This is a genomic window from Gottfriedia acidiceleris (genome assembly GCF_004138285.1).
GTDB classification, from domain to species: domain Bacteria; phylum Bacillota; class Bacilli; order Bacillales; family Bacillaceae_G; genus Gottfriedia; species Gottfriedia acidiceleris_A.
In genome coordinates, this window is sequence record NZ_SCFN01000008.1 from 187,730 (window position 1) to 205,360 (window position 17,631).

At 32.1% G+C, this 17,631-nt stretch carries 16 protein-coding genes; 14 read left to right on the top strand and 2 right to left on the bottom strand.

The window, feature by feature from the left end; all coding sequences use genetic code 11:
• Position 1 precedes the first annotated feature (1 nt).
• Complete coding sequence (locus EP747_RS14360; protein WP_129690816.1) at positions 2–535, top strand: hypothetical protein; 534 nt, start codon at positions 2–4, stop codon at positions 533–535.
• Between the two features lie 17 nt (positions 536–552).
• Positions 553–1,434, top strand: coding sequence for a YihY/virulence factor BrkB family protein (locus EP747_RS14365; protein WP_235832885.1), 882 nt, complete (start codon positions 553–555; stop codon positions 1,432–1,434).
• A gap of 307 nt (positions 1,435–1,741) precedes the next feature.
• Here the strand turns inward: EP747_RS14365 and EP747_RS14370 are convergent, their stop codons facing one another.
• A complete protein-coding gene (locus EP747_RS14370; protein ID WP_129690817.1) occupies positions 1,742–3,661 on the bottom strand; it encodes a heavy metal translocating P-type ATPase in 1,920 nt (639 codons plus the stop codon).
• A 492-nt stretch (positions 3,662–4,153) separates the two neighbouring features.
• Here EP747_RS14370 and EP747_RS14375 point away from each other — a divergent pair, with 492 nt between their 5' ends.
• The 7 genes from EP747_RS14375 to EP747_RS14405 all read left to right on the top strand — a co-directional run bounded on the left by EP747_RS14375 (position 4,154) and on the right by EP747_RS14405 (position 11,375).
• Entirely contained in the window at positions 4,154–5,308 is a 1,155-nt protein-coding gene (locus EP747_RS14375; RefSeq protein WP_165347063.1) for a C40 family peptidase, read from the top strand.
• A 163-nt stretch (positions 5,309–5,471) separates the two neighbouring features.
• Complete coding sequence (locus EP747_RS14380) at positions 5,472–6,416, top strand: DMT family transporter (RefSeq protein ID WP_129690819.1); 945 nt, start codon at positions 5,472–5,474, stop codon at positions 6,414–6,416.
• 118 nt (positions 6,417–6,534) lie between these two features.
• On the top strand, positions 6,535–7,467 hold the full coding sequence (locus EP747_RS14385; protein ID WP_129690907.1) for a carbohydrate ABC transporter permease: 933 nt from the start codon (positions 6,535–6,537) through the stop codon (positions 7,465–7,467).
• A complete protein-coding gene (locus EP747_RS14390) occupies positions 7,467–8,297 on the top strand; it encodes a carbohydrate ABC transporter permease (RefSeq protein ID WP_129690820.1) in 831 nt (276 codons plus the stop codon). The genes EP747_RS14385 and EP747_RS14390 overlap by 1 nt, the downstream gene beginning before the upstream one ends.
• 15 nt (positions 8,298–8,312) lie before the next feature.
• Positions 8,313–9,587, top strand: a complete 1,275-nt coding sequence (locus tag EP747_RS14395) for an ABC transporter substrate-binding protein (protein ID WP_129690821.1) — start codon at positions 8,313–8,315, stop codon at positions 9,585–9,587.
• Positions 9,588–9,815: 228 nt separating this feature from the next.
• On the top strand, positions 9,816–10,862 hold the full coding sequence (locus EP747_RS14400; protein WP_129690822.1) for a LysM peptidoglycan-binding domain-containing protein: 1,047 nt from the start codon (positions 9,816–9,818) through the stop codon (positions 10,860–10,862).
• 171 nt (positions 10,863–11,033) lie between these two features.
• Positions 11,034–11,375, top strand: coding sequence for a DUF805 domain-containing protein (locus EP747_RS14405; RefSeq protein ID WP_129690823.1), 342 nt, complete (start codon positions 11,034–11,036; stop codon positions 11,373–11,375).
• Between the two features lie 123 nt (positions 11,376–11,498).
• Here EP747_RS14405 and EP747_RS25385 read toward each other — a convergent pair whose 3' ends face one another.
• A complete protein-coding gene (locus EP747_RS25385) occupies positions 11,499–11,849 on the bottom strand; it encodes a VanZ family protein (protein ID WP_419179313.1) in 351 nt (116 codons plus the stop codon).
• A 396-nt stretch (positions 11,850–12,245) separates the two neighbouring features.
• Between EP747_RS25385 and EP747_RS14415 the strand changes: the two genes are divergently transcribed.
• The 5 genes from EP747_RS14415 (at position 12,246) to EP747_RS14435 (ending at position 17,451) form a co-directional block, all read left to right on the top strand.
• A complete protein-coding gene (locus EP747_RS14415; protein ID WP_129690824.1) occupies positions 12,246–12,590 on the top strand; it encodes a DUF805 domain-containing protein in 345 nt (114 codons plus the stop codon).
• 268 nt (positions 12,591–12,858) lie between these two features.
• Positions 12,859–14,052: a hypothetical protein gene (locus EP747_RS14420; RefSeq protein WP_129690825.1), complete on the top strand. Its 1,194-nt coding sequence runs from the start codon at positions 12,859–12,861 to the stop codon at positions 14,050–14,052.
• Between the two features lie 234 nt (positions 14,053–14,286).
• Positions 14,287–15,219: a carbohydrate ABC transporter permease gene (locus EP747_RS14425; protein ID WP_419179314.1), complete on the top strand. Its 933-nt coding sequence runs from the start codon at positions 14,287–14,289 to the stop codon at positions 15,217–15,219.
• Entirely contained in the window at positions 15,219–16,049 is an 831-nt protein-coding gene (locus EP747_RS14430; protein WP_129690827.1) for a carbohydrate ABC transporter permease, read from the top strand. Before EP747_RS14425 ends, EP747_RS14430 begins: the two co-directional genes overlap by 1 nt.
• A gap of 130 nt (positions 16,050–16,179) precedes the next feature.
• Positions 16,180–17,451: an ABC transporter substrate-binding protein gene (locus EP747_RS14435; RefSeq protein WP_129690828.1), complete on the top strand. Its 1,272-nt coding sequence runs from the start codon at positions 16,180–16,182 to the stop codon at positions 17,449–17,451.
• The last annotated feature ends 180 nt before the right edge of the window (positions 17,452–17,631 follow it).

The window sequence follows — 17,631 nt, forward strand, 5'->3', positions numbered from 1 at the left end:
AATGTCAAAACGTAACAAAGCTTTACGCAATATTCTAGTCGGAGTCGCAATTGGTGCAGGGGTTACTCTACTTAACAAGGAAAATCGTGAGAAAATCTCACGTAAAGGAAGAAGCGTAACAAACAAATTAAATCAAATTAAGGAAGATCCAGAAATCGTAAAAGGTGCTGTTAGAAATCAGTTGAGAGTAGTACAAAGCTCAGTGGAGAAATTAGAAGGTAATGTGCAGCTTGTAAAAGATAAATGGATCGAAATTAAAGATTCAACATTAAATAAGTTTGATAAAGGCTCTTCTAAAGTAACAGAAAAAGCAGTTGAAGCTGTAGAAGAGAAAATTGAAGATTCAATCGATCTAGAAGAAGGTAAATCGCAAATTTCAGCGACTTCACTAGAAGTGAATCATGAAACTTCTGAAACTGACGAGCAGTTAGAAGCTACTCTTGAAGGTATTGAAGATTTAACTGATGAAAATGCAGATGAAGTACAAGAGAAAGTAGAATCAATTTTATTGGCAGGTAATACATCTAAAGAATAACAATTGAAGGTGTCAATTTGATTAAGAAAAAGAATTCTATTGTAGCATTTGTTTGGGATTTAGTGAAAAAGTGTATGGAAGACGAAATAGTATCTCGTTCAGCAGAGCTAGCATATTACTTAATGCTATCTCTTTTTCCATTTCTACTTGTTCTAACTCAAGTCGTAACCTATTTACCACTTTCTACTGATCAAATATTGTCATTCTTGAGTCAATATGCTCCGCCAGATGCAATGGCTATTATACGAAGTAACTTGCAGTTAATAATCGGGCAATCACATGGTGGAGTTTTATCAGTAGGGTTAATTGCGACTATTTGGGCTGCGTCCAATGGGATTAATGCAATCATCCGAGCACTAAATGATGCGTATGATGTAGAGGATAAACGAAATTACTTTGTCACAAGAGGAGTTTCAATTCTTTTAACAATTATTATGATTTTTGTGATTGTGTTTGCATTATTAATACCAGTGTTCGGGAAAGTAATTGCTAAATCTGTATTTCAATTTTTCGATATATCTCAGGATTTTTTGTATACTTGGAGCTTAATTCGCTGGTCTCTAAGCTTTGTGATCCTAATGATTGTATTTACTGTTCTATATTCAATTGGACCGAGTAAAGTTGTTCACATTAAAAAGGTATTCTTTGGTTCGCTATTTGCAACATTTGGATGGATTATTTCATCATTTGGATTTGCTTTTTACGTTGATAATTTTGGTAATTATACAAGTCATTATGGTAGTTTAGGTGGAATTATTGTCTTGATGATTTGGTTTTTTATTTCGGCAATGGTTGTGATTATTGGTGGAGAGCTTAATGCATTAATAAAGCAAAGACAATATGGTAAGCACAAAGCTAAACCAAAATTAATTGACCCTAATAATCCAAATCCAAAATAATTTCTTATATCATATAATGGAGTTTTCTTCCATGAGTAGTCTTATTTTAGAGAGGTAAACTAAAAAAGACTTCAAAAAGGGAGGAACTTCAAAATGAGTAATAATAAGAAAAACCATAATGATAAATCAAATAAGAAACAAAAAAGTAGCTCTCACCCAAAGGGCAAAACTAGCGGTTCTGCAAACGGACATAATGATTATCATTAATTTTTAGACTGATTAGAATACTCGCTTTTCCTGCTAAAAGGCTCATTACTAGTTCAGTTTAGAAGAAAAAAGCATCGTACAAATTTGTACGATGCTTTTTTTAATCTCTTAATAATCTTAATGAGTTAAGAATAACTAAAATTGTACTTCCTTCATGACCGATTACTCCATAAGGTAAATCAATGATTTGCAGGAAATTCGAGCAGATTAGGAATGCGATTACGCTTAGTGAAAAGATAATATTTTGTTTTACAATCTTATTCATGCGTTTAGATAGAGTGATTGCTTTTGATATTTTTGTTAAGTCATTTTTCATCAAAACGACATCTGCAGTTTCTAAAGCAACTCCAGTTCCGCCACCCATTGCAATTCCTACGTTTGCAGTCGCTAGGGCAGGGGCATCGTTTATACCATCACCAACCATTGCAACTTGACCATAGTTGTCTTTAAGCTTTTTAACAATCGAAACTTTTTCATCCGGTAAGCATGATGCAAAGTATTCATTGATTTCACTTTCGGCAGCAATTGCTTTCGCCGTTTGTTCTGAGTCACCTGTAATCATGACTGTTCGAACACCTAATTTATTTAAAGTAGATAAAGCTTGCTTAGATTCGTTACGAACTAAATCTTTTAATGAGAAAATCGCAACAACTTTATCTTGAGTACCTACATAAACGATTGTATTACCTTCTTGTTCCCATTGTTGTTCAAAATGAATGAGAGGATTATGTTTCATCGTTACGAATTCTTTTTTACCTACTCTGTACTCAGAACCATTTAAAATCGCTGAGACACCGAAACCAGGGTGGTCATCAATTTGTTCAAATGACGAAGAGACTATGATTCCTTGTTTCGTTGTGTATTCAACAATTGCTGCAGCCAACGGGTGAGTTGAGTATCTTTCAATTGAAGCAACGATTGATAGTAACTCAGTACGATCAAAATCTTCTATTTTCTCAAAACCAGTTACCTCTGGCTTACCAATCGTTAAAGTACCAGTTTTATCGAATGCGATTGCTTTTAATACACCTAATCGCTCTAAATGAATACCACCTTTAACTAGAATTCCCGACTTTGCTCCATTCGAGATTGCAGCTAAAACGGCTGGTGTAATCGATGCTACTAATGCACAAGGTGATGCTACAACTAGTAAAATCATTGCTCGATAAAATGTTGTTGTCCATGACCAATCTAATGCAAAATGCGGTAAAAACATCATGAATAATACGGCAATTAATACTCCTTTAACATAAATACCTTCAAATTTTTCAATGAATTGTTGAGAAGGAGTTTGTTCACTTTGCGCTGTTTGTACAAGATTAATGATTTTTTGGAAAAGAGTCTCATCACTATGTTTTGTAATTTCAACTACAAGCGTTCCTTTAATGTTGATTGTTCCTGCAAATACTTCATCATTTAAGTTTTTAACAACAGGAACTGATTCACCTGTAAGTGCAGCTTCATCTACTAATGTTTCTCCTTTAACGATTTGACCATCAGCAGGAATACGTTCTCCAGCTTTAATTAAAATATAATCACCAATGTTTAAACTTTTAATGCTGACAACTTCTTCAACTTCATCGACTAATCGAATGGCCGTTTGTGGCTGAAGAGATAATAGTGAAGAAATTTCTTTATTTGTTTTATTTAACGTATATGTTTCAAGTGCGCCACTTAAAGCAAATATGAAAATCAGTACTGCACCTTCAGTCCAATATCCAATTGCAGCTGAACCAACCGCCGCAATAATCATTAGCATTTCAACATTTAGTTCCTTTTCAGCAATCGTATCTTCAATACCTTCCTTTGCCTTTGCGTATCCTCCAATACAAAATGCTAAAACATATAAAATAATCGACATGATTGAATTATCGTTTTTAACGAATGAAGCAATTAGAATTAATACACCAGAAACTAAAGCGGCAATTAATTCTCCATGTTTTGAAAGAAATGATGTAGATTCCACATGGTCGGCTTCATATGTAGCATGAATCGTAGTAACTTTTGGACTTGCTTCCATAATAAATACCCCTTTCTTATTTTCAATTGAGAAAAATAATCAAATTCACTATCCTTATAAAACGACGAAAGCTGCCGTCCAAGGACAGCAGCGTACATTTTATAAGACCTTACTATTTATTTAATCTCTTAGTTGTGTAGTTCACAGATTTCTTAATTAAAATAATTCTTATTAAATATATATTACCACATTACTTTATATGTGAAGAAAAAAATTTACTTTTAAATTAAAAATTTTTTAATGAATGTGATGGAGTTGTGAAATTAAAGGTAGGTTTGGGGTAGACAGCACTTCAGTCTGCCTATTTAATTTGAACAGATCTTTCTAATAATAAAATTTTTGAAGTTCATTAAAGAATTTTAAGCATCCAACCGATATTTATACAGTAAGCACATTAAATACATATTTGTTACTACATTAAAAAGCTAGTTCATCTATTTCAAATTCAAAAGGGTATAGCAAATATAAATAAAATAAAAAGTGGTGGAGATTTTGAAGAAAAAATTTATACAATCAATTGCAATCATAGGATCTGTTTCATGTATTAATTCTATAGATCTATTAGAAGGGGATGCAGAAAGTACAAACACAAATCAACCTGAAGTATTGATCTCATACGTGGATCACTATATCTCAACAGGGAACGGAGTACGTATTCGTTCAGGGGCAGGAACGAATTATAGTATTTTAGGAAGTGTAAATAAGAATGCTAAATTAAATGTCATATCTTACTCAAATGGCTGGTATAAGATTAATTATCAGGGGAAAATTGGATACATCATTGGTACTTATGTAAAGAAACAAAATAGTAATGTTGAAAATGAAAAAATAGAAAGCAATACCTTCAATTACATCTCAACAGGTAACGGAATACGTATTCGATCTGGAGCAGGAACGAATTACAGTATTTTAGGAAGTGTAAATAAGAATGCTAAATTAGATGTCAAATCTTCCTTAAATGGTTGGTACAAGATTATTTATCAAGGAAGAATTGGCTATATAAGCGGCAATTATGTTCAGAAACAAAAGAAAATTGAAGATGAAAAACCAGTATACAATACGATTAAATATACTGTAACTGGGGAAAGAGTAAATATTCGCTCAGGTGCGGGAACGAATTACAATATAATAGGTAGTGCAACAAAAAATCAGAAGTTAGACGTTATTTCAACTTCAAATGGTTGGCGCAAGATAAACTATCAAGGAAAAACCGGTTATATAAGCGCAGGATATACTGAAAAAGAAATTGATCATTCAAATGGTTCGACTAGTGAGGAGCAAAATATGATTTCTTTTGCAAAACAATTTTTAGGAGTTCCTTACAAGTGGGCAGGAGTATCTCCTACAGGTTTTGATTGCAGTGGTTTTATTTATTATGTCCTTAAGGAAAATGGTAAGCCGTTTGGAAGAACAAATGTATCAGGATATTGGCACAATAATACTTCATTCCAAAAAGTGACAACTTCACAGCCGGGTGATTTGATATTTTTTCAAAATACATACACGTATGGACCATCACACATGGGGATTATGTTAAATAAAAATGAGTTTATTCAAGCAGGTAGTAGTACTGGCGTTACAATTTCAAATATAAATGATTCATATTGGAAAAAGCACTTTTTAGGGTATAAGCGAATAAAATCATAAAAAATTTTAACTTAACATCCTCATAAATTACTTTTTTAAAGTTTCCCAACAATTGTCTTTACTTTCAGGGCTTTTTGCAAAATCAAACGAATAGAAGGAATGCCCTATAGATGATAGAATAAACTGTATTCTATAGAGAGAAAAAGGCTTATGGAGGGAAACAATGTCTGCAAAGAGATTTTTTACACATCCTTTGGGAGTGGTTGCATCAGCGGTTATTACAACTTTTTTATGGGGAAGCGCATTTCCGTTTATTAAGCTAAGTTATGAGCACTTGCATATTGAGAAGAATGAGATTTGGAAACAAATGATTTTTGCGGGTTATCGTTTCTTTTTGGCCTCATTGTTAATTTTAATCTTTTTTACGATAATTGGTAAAAAGTTAACTTTTAAGCGAGATACTTTTTTTGTAGTAGGAAAAGTAGGTTTGTTTCAAACGTTTTTACAATATGTGTTGTTTTATATTGGATTGAGTTTTTCGACGGGAGTTCAAGGTTCGATTATTGCTGGGACTACTTCGTTTTTTCAACTTTTAGCAGCGCATTTTATGTATAAAAATGATCGTTTAAACATGCGTAAGATTCTTGGTGTAACGGTTGGGTTTGCGGGTGTAATTATCGTGAATATTACAAAGGGCACTCTTTCTTTACATTTAGGAATTGGCGAGATTTTATTATTGTTTGCAATGGCGTTTGGTGGCTATGGTAATGTACTTGCTAAGGAAGCTGCAAAGAAAGTGGATGTTGCCTATTTAACGGCATATCAAATGATGATTGGTTCGATTGGATTATTATTAATTGGTGGTTTAACGGCAGGATTTTTACCGTTCCACTTTGATTTAAAAACTTTTGGCATGCTAGTTTATTTATCGGTACTTTCATCTGTAGGTTTCATACTGTGGAACAATGTCATGAAATATAACCAAGTTGGAAAAGTATCAATGTACTTATTCTTAGTTCCTGTTTTTGGTGTAATTTTATCATCAATAATGCTGAATGAAGTGTTATCTTATCTTGTATTTATTGGTTTAATGATGGTTACATCAGGTATTATTATTGTGAATTATCAAAAGGATCAACGTAGCACTCATATGAAGAGTGCGTCTTAACTCGAATAGAATGTAAACCGAATAAAAGCAACTCTACTTTTTAATACTAAGGTGGAGTTGCTTTTTTTTGTAGACCGATATGAAGGGAGGTACATAGTTGTCAAAGTTTGATAAAGCAATGAATAAAGAAGTTGAAACAATTGTAGATGATGCTACTGACCTTAAGGTCTCGGGTCGAAAGAAACGTAGAAATAGTGGAAGTTTTATCGTATTTGTTGGTCCAGCCTTTCTAGTATTTGCAGCTTTAGTGCTTATTCCATTTTTAATGGGTCTTTATTATTCCTTTACAAATTGGAATGGGGTAGTCGGAAATATCCATTATGTCGGTTTTGATAATTATAAATACATATTTACACAAGATGCAGACTTTAAACAGTCTTTTATAATTACCACAAAGTATACGTTTTTTGCTGTGATTTTAACGAATTTAATTGGTTTTGGCTTAGCTTTATTAGTTACAAAGGGGCTTAAATCAAGAAATATTCTTAGGACAATTTTCTTTTTACCTAACTTAATAGGTGGTTTATTACTCGGTTTTATTTGGCAATTTATTTTTAATAAAGGTCTTACTTCATTAGGAGCTGCGCTAGGGATCGATTCTTTAATGCAATCATTGTTAGGTACTGCAAATGGAGCGTTTTGGGCAATTATTATTGTAGCAATCTGGCAAGGTGCAGGATATATCATGATTATTTATGTAGCAGCACTCCAAGGAGTACCTCAGGAATTGATTGAAGCAGCTCAAGTTGACGGCGCAGATCGTTTTACAACTTTAAGGAAAATCATCATTCCAATGGTAGCACCGGCTGTAACTGTTTGTTTATTTTTAACAATCTCATGGTCCTTTAAAGTATTTGATCAAAATTTATCACTTACTGGTGGTGGACCATTTAAATCGACAGAAATGCTTGCGTTAAACATTTATACAGAAGCATTTGTAAACAATCGATATGGATTAGGGGAAGCAAAAGCAATTGTCTTCTTCGTCGTTGTCGCAGCTATTTCAATTCTCCAAGTTTATTTAACGAAGAAAAGGGAGGTTGAAGCATAGTGGAAAATGAACGCTATACTGGACTGTCGTTTTTGCTTGAGCTATTTGGGATCATTTTAGCAATATTTTTCCTGGTTCCTTTTTACTATGTATTAGGTAACTCGTTTAAATCCTTTGCAGATATTTTACAAAATACATCAGCTCTACCTAAAACTTTCGATTTTACAAACTACTCACAAGCAATTGTCATTATGGATTTCTGGAGAGCACTTTTGAATTCTTTAATTATATCAATTGCGAGTAATGCTGTTATCGTTTTATTTTGCTCAATGGCAGCTTATAAACTAGTACGCACAAAGCATAAAATTTCAACGATTATTTTCTTTATTTTTGTTGCAACAATGGTAATTCCTTTTCAATCAATTATGATTCCACTTGTTAAAGTTGGAAGTACACTTCATTTAATGAATAGTCATTATGGACTTGTAGTTATGTATTTAGCGTTTGGCTCAGCACTTTCAATTTTTCTTTATCACGGTTTTATAAAAGGTATTCCAATTGAGCTTGAAGAAGCAGCGATTATTGATGGATGTTCACCGTTTATGGTTTTTTGGAAAGTAGTGTTTCCTTTATTAAAACCGATTACCGTAACAATTGTTATTTTAAATACTTTATGGATTTGGAATGATTTCTTGTTACCATCTCTAGTTTTACGTGATGAAGAGCTACGCACAATACCACTGGCTACTTTTTATTTTTTTGGTGCGTATACGAAACAATGGAATTTAGCACTTGCCGGATTAGTTTTAGGCATTATGCCGTTATTAATCTTTTTCTTCGCTGCCCAAAAGCAAATTATTCGTGGTATTACAAGTGGCTCAATAAAGTAAGTTAAGGAGGAGCATATGAATAAAAAATTATTTAAATCGATTGCCGTTTTATCAACTAGTATGTTGTTGTTTACTGGATGTAATAATAAAAAAGAAGAAACAAAAAAGCCTGGTGCTGGTGAAAAAATTACATTAAATATTTTTCAGTTTAAAGCTGAAATTGCAAAAGATCTAGAGGCTTTAACAAAGGAATATCAAAAAGAAAATAAAAATGTAACGGTAAAGGTTCAAACAGTAGGTGGAGGAGCAGATTATGGAGCAGCATTGAAAGCTCAATTTGCATCAGGAAATGAACCAGATATATTCAATAACGGTGGATACCAAGAGGCTGTTACTTGGAAGGACAAACTTGAGGATCTGTCAGATCAAGATTGGGTGAAGGATTTATATCCGGAAACCGAAAAACCAATGACTGTTGATGGCAAATTACTAGGAATGCCTATGAACACGGAAGGCTATGGATTCATTTATAATAAAGATTTATTTGATAAAGCTGGTATTACACAATTGCCAAAAACGTTAACTGAATTAGAGGCAACAGCAAAAAAATTAAAAGACGCTGGCATTACGCCGTTTTCAGTTGGATATGGTGAGTGGTGGATTTTAGGAATTCACTTATTAAATATTCCATTCGCGCAACAACCAGACCCAGATAAATTTATCGCCGATTTAAATGCAGGGAAAGTAAAAATCCCTGATAATGATAAATTTAAGGAGTTTATAAAATTATTTGATTTAACGATTAAATATGGAAATAAAAATCCATTAACAACAGATTACAATACACAAGTTACAAATTTTGCATCTGGAAAAACAGCAATGATGCAACAAGGAAACTGGACACAAGGTATGATTGATGGCATTACGCCAAATATGAAACTTGGTCTTTTACCAATTCCGATTAATGACGACAAAAACGCAATGGACAAAATCCCTGTCGGTGTACCAAATAACTGGGTAGTTAATAAAAATTCAAAAAACAAAGAAGAAGCGAAGAAGTTTTTAAATTGGATGGTTTCTTCTGATACAGGTAAAAAATATATAGTTGAAAAGTTTAAATTCATTCCAGCAGTTAAAACAATTGAAGGAAAAGGCTTAGGCCCAATTGCTGATGATATTCAAAAGTACTCAGCTGACGGCAAAGTACTTTCATGGAACTGGTTTAAATATCCAAACGGTGCAACAAACGAATTTGGTGCTTCAATGCAAGCTTATGTTGGAGGCCAAAAAAATCCACAGCAATTACTGCAATCGCTACAGGATACTTGGGATAAGTTAAAGAAACAATAGAGTAGGAAAAACTTAAGACAAACCTTATTTCGAAATAATTTCGAATGAGGTTCGTCTTTTTTTTGCAATTTTTTAAAAGTAGATTTTATTGAAGATTAACCGATTGGAAGATTTTATGTAATGAACTGAATTAATTATCGTGATATAGTAATTATCGTTATGAAAATAAATGAAATTCCTGAGTTTAACATAGATAAATAGATTAATAGTAAGGGAGAGTAATCAAATATGAAAAAATCGATTAAAAATGTTATTTTATCAACTGCGATTGTCTTTTCTTTAGGAACAGTAGTTGGACCAGCAAATGCTGCTACTGTTGTTTATAAAGTTAAAAAAGGGGACACGCTTTATAAAATCTCTAAAACATATAAAACATCTGTTACAGAACTTAAAAAGCAAAATAAATTAAAATCTAATACAATTTTAATTGGACAAAAATTAAATATTCCAGTCAAAAATAAAGTTGCGACAAAGAAGCCAGCAACACAAACGATTAGTCCTGTGAAGCTTCCAGCAAGTGAATCAGTTAAAAAAATGGCACTAGAAATCACATCATGGTATGAAACATCATCATCTGAAGCAGATGCATTTGGTGCAACAAGTGGTAATTTCGACGGTGCCGGTCTATCTTTTGGTGCGCTTCAAGAAAACTTTGGAACAGAAACTTTACAACCAATAATGAAAAATATGTTCGCAAATCATAATGATGTTGTCCTAAAAGCTTTCAATGGAGATACGGATTCTTATAATACATTTAAAGATGTAATTATGAACAAAACGACAAAAGAACAGGTAGCTTGGGGAGATTCAATCAGTGACCCTAATAATAAATACCAAGTTGTAGAGCCTTGGAAGACTTATTTTAAAAATCTAGGTACAAGTAAAGAATGTATTGATGAACAAATTAATGCTTCAAAAGGTTACTTCGATCAAGCAGAAAAGTATTACAAAACATTCGGATTATGGACAAAAAGAGGATATGCACTAATGTTTGATATATTTGTTCAAAGTGGTGCAATATCGGATAAAACGAAAAATTTAATATTAGATGACTTTAAAAAAATTGATACAAAAAACATGACAAAAGAACAAATTGAAACGAAAAAAATGAATATTATCGTAAATCGTCGTGCTGCAGATGTAAATGAACAATGGAGAGAATCATGGAAATCTAGAAAATCAGTAATTGCGAATGGCAGCGGAACAGTTGTTGGTTATGGAGACTTCTTTGATGTAACTCCGTATGGTGCTACGTTAACACATGTTAATAAATAAGTTATTTGATGAGGGAGTCCAGGATTTTGGACTTCCTTTTTTATTTGCACTAATATATTTCATTTCATTTTTTTTTTTTATAAAATATGTGATTTGATTTTCTTATGGGAATAGTAAAAAGGAAGTATAAACTAGCTTTTGGATAAAATAATTTCTTAGGAGAGATCAGTTGTGCAATGGTATTTTAAAGTATTAAAGAATTATGTAGGATTTCATGGTAGAGCGAGTCGAACTGAATATTGGATGTTCTTGTTGATTAATGCAATTATTACTTTTTTACTTAGTTTATTAGATAACTTTGCAAATACAGATAACATGATTTCAGGAATTTATGGTTTGCTTACCTTGCTGCCACTAATTGCAGTCGGTGTTCGCCGATTACATGATATTGGTAAAAGTGGTTGGTGGTATTTAATTAGTTTAATTCCGTTTATTGGATCAATTATTTTATTAATACTTGCTTGTTTTAAAAGTGAAGATCACGAGAATCGTTTTGGACCAGTTCCAAGATAATTTAAAATTACTTCCCGCCTAATAATTAGACGTTTTTTTGTGTTAATTCAAAATAGATGTCCTAAGATTTAAAAATAATAATGTTCATTGGGTATTAGGAAAAGACTTAAATGTACCATATTACTACTTAAACCATTTGATCATTGAAATCCTATACCCAATGTATGTCCCTATAGTATTTAATATAACATCATCAATATCTGAGCATCTAAAAGACATCATTAATTGGACAACTTCTATGCTTACCGATAAAAATAAGCCAATTAGTATAACTATTTTTGATCTCTTAATGGATGTCAAAATAAACCCAAATGGCACAAATAGAATGATATTTCCAAAAGTATTAACTATAAATTGTTTAATGTTGCTATACTCATTAAACATTTTGATTAATGGGATTAAATTTAATCCACCCTCAGAAACACCAATCCCTAAAGAAGCGACTGGAAAAAAAGTAAACCTAATAATAAACACAAGTGAAAAAATTAACAATATAAATTTTATGAAAATAGGTTTCAAAATAAATCTCCCAAAAAAATGTTTAGTTACAATAACTACTGCATCGTCATTTATTACTTAATGTCCGTAATGATATTGTGCAGTGTGCAGTAATCCGAAAACCATCACCATTAATTAATAATAAGGTTATTATACAATAATAATTTTAGTAATTCCTCAACAAACTTTGTATTAAATGATGATCGCTTTGACCAATACAGAGATAATCTAAAATTAAAAACCGCCTAATTTTAGGCGGTTTTTTGTGTTAATTTAAAATAAATTGTCCTAAGATTAAAAATTAATAATGTTAGATGGGTATTAGGAATAGACTTAAATGTACCATATTTACTACTTAGGAGGGATTCCATCGTGGAATGGTATTTAAAAGTATTAAAGAATTACGCAGTATTCAACGGAAGAGCTAGAAGAACAGAGTATTGGATGTTTTTCCTGTTTAATGCCATTATCACTATTATACTTTCATTTTTGGAGAACATAGGAGATATAACAAATGTATTAACTGGAATTTATGGTATTTTAACATTGCTACCATCATTAGCAGTAGGTGCACGCAGATTACATGATTCGGGTAAAAGTGGTTGGTGGTTATTAATTGGATTGATCCCGTTTATTGGTACGATCATTCTTTTGATTTTCTTCTGTTTGGATAGTGAAGAGGGAGATAATCGATTTGGGGCGAACCCTAAGTATTAAAGTGTAAAGATTAGTTTTATAGGATAAGATGTAAACCGCCTTATATGAGGGCGGTTTTTTGCGTTCAACAGATTGTTAAATATTGTACTTAATTTCGTCAAATGTAAAACAAAAATATGTTGGATAAATTTGCTAATCTGAACTTATTAGAAATTTTAACATTCTAATAAGAATTCAGAGGAGGAAATTATATGTATTTCAAAAAAGTTTTAAGGATTTTATTATGCGTTTCTTACCCCAAAACTTTTAATAATTTAAACGTTATATTATGAAAAGAAAATATACATTTTTATTGATGGCACTATTAATCGCAGGAATAATTATCTCAGCACTTTCTTTTTTTAGAAATACTAAGTATCAAAACCGTACTATAATCAATGGAATTGAAAATTTCAAACCAAATAATTCCGATAAAAAAGAGAATTTTTTATTATTTTATCCGGCTGATCCAAGGGTTTCACAAGAATCTACCATTGTAAAAGAAGTGACTAAAAAGGGTGAAATTGTTCGAGAATACGCAATTAAGGATAGTGATTTTGGCAGAATGTTAATTCATCAAAAGCCAAATAATTTAAATAAATTATTTATATCATTTTTTGGGGACGCTTCAATAGATAACTATTTTTTTACTTATGATATGGCAAAAAGAAAGTTCGATAAAGTAAATCTTGAGTATTTTAAATATCCTGTTGGAGTAGACCATATTCAACATTATGGTGAAGACACTTTATTTCAAACAATCGTCTCGCATAAAACAGGTGATCAAAATATTGATCAAAAGACAAATGATTTCAATATGTCTATTTCCAATTATTCATCAGAAAAAAGCTTCGAAACTGAATATGGATATGAGCCTAAATGGACACCCTTATTAGGTTTTAAAAATAAGATATTTTATGGAACGAGTGGAGAAGTTAATGAAAAGGAGACAAAAGTATATCCTGGGATTGGTATTATTGACTTAGAAAATCAATTAATTCATTACGAATCACCAGAATCAAACGATGTTGACTTATTTCCTGTGTATTCTACCAAAGATCATGTCTATATAGTAAGTGATACAGGAAAGTTGTATGCGTATATTAATGAGCTTAAATATGAAGTTTCTGAACCATTTAAAAACCTGCAAAAGCAAGATTTCTATTATTATCAGGAATTTCGGCCATTAATGATTGATGAAAAAACTGCATTATATAATTTATATAGTTATGAATATGGGAACACACTTGGTCTACTTACATTTGAACCTGTACCAACTTTCAAGCCATTAAAAAAGAGCTATGTAAATAATAAGAACAATTACAAGTTTATTTATCAAGATATTGAAAATGAAGAAATATATGTACTATCTAATAATGAAGAGAGTTATAAAATATTAATATTAGATAATAAAACTTTTGATTTGAAAGTAGAATTTCCGGTTGAGTATGGGCATCTGCTTGATTTTATAGTTAGGATTTAATTAATATTAACTAATTTGTGACTGCGAATCTTCAATAGGAGATTCTTTTTTTTTATAAAAAATAGCTTTTGCCGTAAAAATCATAGCAGACCTTTCGAATTATATCTAAAATTTAAAGCCCAAAAAAACAATTATCAAATTAATCTAGTCAATATATTCCACCCTACTGTTCAAATGAATCCGTTTTCACAACTTGTGTGGTATTTTATGATGATAGTGGAGGTGTTACAGGTGATTGAAACGAAAAAAGTGATTGATACAAATTTAACAGATGCCAAGACAAAGAAGTCATCTAAAAAATTAAGAGATTTTTTAAATTATCTTACGTTTGTAGGACCAGCAACTATTGTTTTTGCAGCGATCGTGTTAACGCCATTTTTAATCGGATTTTTCTATTCATTTACTGAGTGGGATGGTGTAGCTGATTCTGCTAAGTGGGTCGGACTTGAAAATTATAAATATATTTTTACGAAAGATACGGATTTTATTCACTCGTTTATATTAACTGGTAAATATACATTATTCGCTGTGATCTTAACCAATGTAATTGGTTTTGGTTTAGCGTTAATCGTAACGCAAGCATTAAAGACTAGAAATATTTTAAGAACAGTCTTTTTCCTTCCAAATTTAATCGGTGGATTATTATTAGGTTTCATTTGGCAGTTCATTTTTAATAAAGGTTTAATTTCAATTGGACAATTATTACATTCAGACTTTTTACAAAGAGCACTTTTAGGAGAAGAAAAAGGTGCGTTCTGGGCAATTGTCATTGTGGCAGTTTGGCAAGGTGCAGGTTATATAATGGTTATTTATGTAGCGGCTCTACAAGGCGTACCACAGGAATTAATTGAAGCAGCTCAAATTGATGGTGCAAATAAATTCCAAGTGTTACGTAAAATTATTATTCCAATGGTAGCACCAGCTGTAACGGTTTGTTTATTCTTAACAATTTCATGGTCATTTAAAGTGTTTGATACAAACCTTTCATTAACAAATGGTGGACCATTTAAGTCTACTGAGATGTTGGCTTTAAACATTTACACTGAAGCTTTTGTTAATAACCGTTATGGATTAGGTGAAGCAAAAGCAATTGTATTCTTCGTAGTCGTTGCATTAATTTCGGTTATTCAAGTGTACATTACGAAGAAGAGGGAGGTTGAGGCATAATGCTAAAAGAACGATATACTGGCCTTACTTTTATATTAGAAATAGCAGCAATTATACTTGCTCTCATCTTCTTAGTTCCTTTTTATTATGTGTTAGGTAACTCATTTAAATCTTTTGCTGATATTTTACAAAATACATCTTCGCTTCCAAAAAGCTTAGATTTTACAAACTATCAACAAGCAATTGAAGTCATGAATTTCTGGAAAGCGTTAATGAACTCGTTAATCGTGACAATTGCTAGTAATGTTGTAATCGTCTTTTTCTGTTCGATGGCAGCTTATAAACTAGTTCGTTCAAAAAGTAAAATTTCAAATATTATTTTCTTTATCTTTGTAGCGACAATGGTTATCCCGTTCCAATCAATTATGATCCCATTAGTGAAAGTTGGAAGTACGCTTCATTTAATGAATAGCCATTGGGGATTAGTCGTAATGTATTTAGGCTTCGGTTCAGCTTTATCAATCTTCCTTTATCATGGGTTTATTAAAACAATTCCGATTGAGTTAGAGGAAGCAGCCATTATTGATGGATGTTCACCGACTATGGTTTTCTGGAAAGTTGTTTTTCCACTATTAAAACCAATTACAGTTACAATTGTTATCCTAAATACGTTATGGATTTGGAATGACTTCTTATTACCATCACTTGTATTAAGGGATATGGAGTTAAGAACGATTCCACTTGCTACTTTCTACTTCTTTGGAGCATATACAAAACAGTGGAACTTAGCGTTATCTGGCCTTGTTTTAGGTATAACGCCACTATTACTTTTCTACTTTGCAGCACAGAGACATATTATTAAAGGTATTACAAGCGGTTCAATTAAATAGTGTGACCTGGGTGGAATCTATCAATATATTCCACCCATCATGTCAATATAGACTATCCAAAGTTAATTGTTTTTAAATGTATAATGAAAGCGTATTCAAAATAAAGAATATTGAGACGGGGGTTTTTGGGATGAAAAAGATGCTAAAGGTAGCAGCAGCATTAACGACTTCAGTGATGTTATTCTCTGCATGTTCTGGAGGATCTTCAGACAAAGGGTCAAATGATTCAAAGGATAAAAAAGTAACATTAAACGTATTCCAGTTTAAAGCTGAGATTGCGAAAGATTTAGAACAAATGGCTAAGGATTACCATAAGGAAAATCCAAACGTAACAGTTAAAATTCAAACTGTTGGTGGCGGTGCTGACTACGGTGCTGCATTAAAAGCTCAATTTGCTTCAGGTAACGAGCCTGATATCTTTAACAACGGTGGATTCCAAGAAGCAGTAACTTGGAAAGATAAGTTAGAAGATCTTTCTGATCAATCATGGGTAAAAGATTTATATCCAGGAACTGAAAAACCAATGACAATTGACGGCAAACTTTATGGTATGCCAATGAATACTGAAGGTTATGGCTTTATTTACAATAAAGATTTATTCGCAAAAGCTGGTATTACTGAAACACCAAAAACATTAAGCGAATTAACTGCAGCAGCTGAAAAGCTTAAAAAAGCAGGCATCACTCCTTTCTCTATCGGATACGGTGAGTGGTGGATTTTAGGAATTCACTTATTAAATATTCCTTTCGCTCAACAACAAGATCCAGATCAGTTCATGAAGGACGTTTCTTCTGGAAAAGTGAAAATTCAAGACAACGAGAAATTCAAACAATTTATGAAACTGTTTGATTTAACTGTTAAATACGGTAACAAAAATCCTTTAACAACTGATTACAACACTCAAGTAACTAACTTTGCTCAAGGCAAAACTGCTATGATCCAACAAGGTAACTGGATTCAAGGTATGGTTGATGGAATTACTCCAAACATGAACTTAGGCGTGTTACCAATTCCAATCAACGATGACAAAGCAGCAATGGACAAATTACCAATGGGTGTACCAAATAACTGGGTAGTTAACAAAAACTCTAAAAACAAAGAAGAAGCTAAAAAATTCTTAGAGTGGATGGTTACTTCTGACACAGGTAAGAACTACATTGTAGAAAAATTCAAGTTTATCCCAGCACTAAAAACAATTGAAGGTAAAAACTTAGGACCAATCGCAGACGATTTATTAAAATATTCTGCTGAAGGTAAAACATTATCTTGGAACTGGTTCAAATACCCAGATGGAGCTACAAATGAGTTTGGCGCATCAATGCAAGCTTACGTTGGAAAGCAAAAATCTGCTGACGAAATGTTAAAATCTCTTGAAGATACTTGGATGAAATTAAAGAAATAAATTCTTAATTTGAGGCTTCCCTAAATTTCCTCTATAGATTAAGGCAACCCACAAGGAACTAAATTCCTTGTGGGTTTTTATTATTCACAGTTTGTTTGCATCGATTGTTTTTTTTGTCTTAGTGCACTCTCAAAAGTAAACTCCCAGATTTCTATATTTAAAATTTAAACTTTCTGATAA

What these genes read in the sequence shown, in the direction of transcription:
- EP747_RS14400 (WP_129690822.1), top strand. Translation starts at nt 9,816, where the DNA reads ATGAAAAAATCGATTAAAAATGTTATTTTATCAACTGCGATTGTCTTT.
- EP747_RS14420 (WP_129690825.1), top strand. Translation starts at nt 12,859, where the DNA reads ATGAAAAGAAAATATACATTTTTATTGATGGCACTATTAATCGCAGGA.
- EP747_RS14385 (WP_129690907.1), top strand. Translation starts at nt 6,535, where the DNA reads ATGAATAAAGAAGTTGAAACAATTGTAGATGATGCTACTGACCTTAAG.
- EP747_RS14395 (WP_129690821.1), top strand. Translation starts at nt 8,313, where the DNA reads ATGAATAAAAAATTATTTAAATCGATTGCCGTTTTATCAACTAGTATG.
- EP747_RS14430 (WP_129690827.1), top strand. Translation starts at nt 15,219, where the DNA reads ATGCTAAAAGAACGATATACTGGCCTTACTTTTATATTAGAAATAGCA.
- EP747_RS14370 (WP_129690817.1), bottom strand. Translation starts at nt 3,661, where the DNA reads ATGGAAGCAAGTCCAAAAGTTACTACGATTCATGCTACATATGAAGCC.
- EP747_RS14435 (WP_129690828.1), top strand. Translation starts at nt 16,180, where the DNA reads ATGAAAAAGATGCTAAAGGTAGCAGCAGCATTAACGACTTCAGTGATG.
- EP747_RS14360 (WP_129690816.1), top strand. Translation starts at nt 2, where the DNA reads ATGTCAAAACGTAACAAAGCTTTACGCAATATTCTAGTCGGAGTCGCA.
- EP747_RS14380 (WP_129690819.1), top strand. Translation starts at nt 5,472, where the DNA reads ATGTCTGCAAAGAGATTTTTTACACATCCTTTGGGAGTGGTTGCATCA.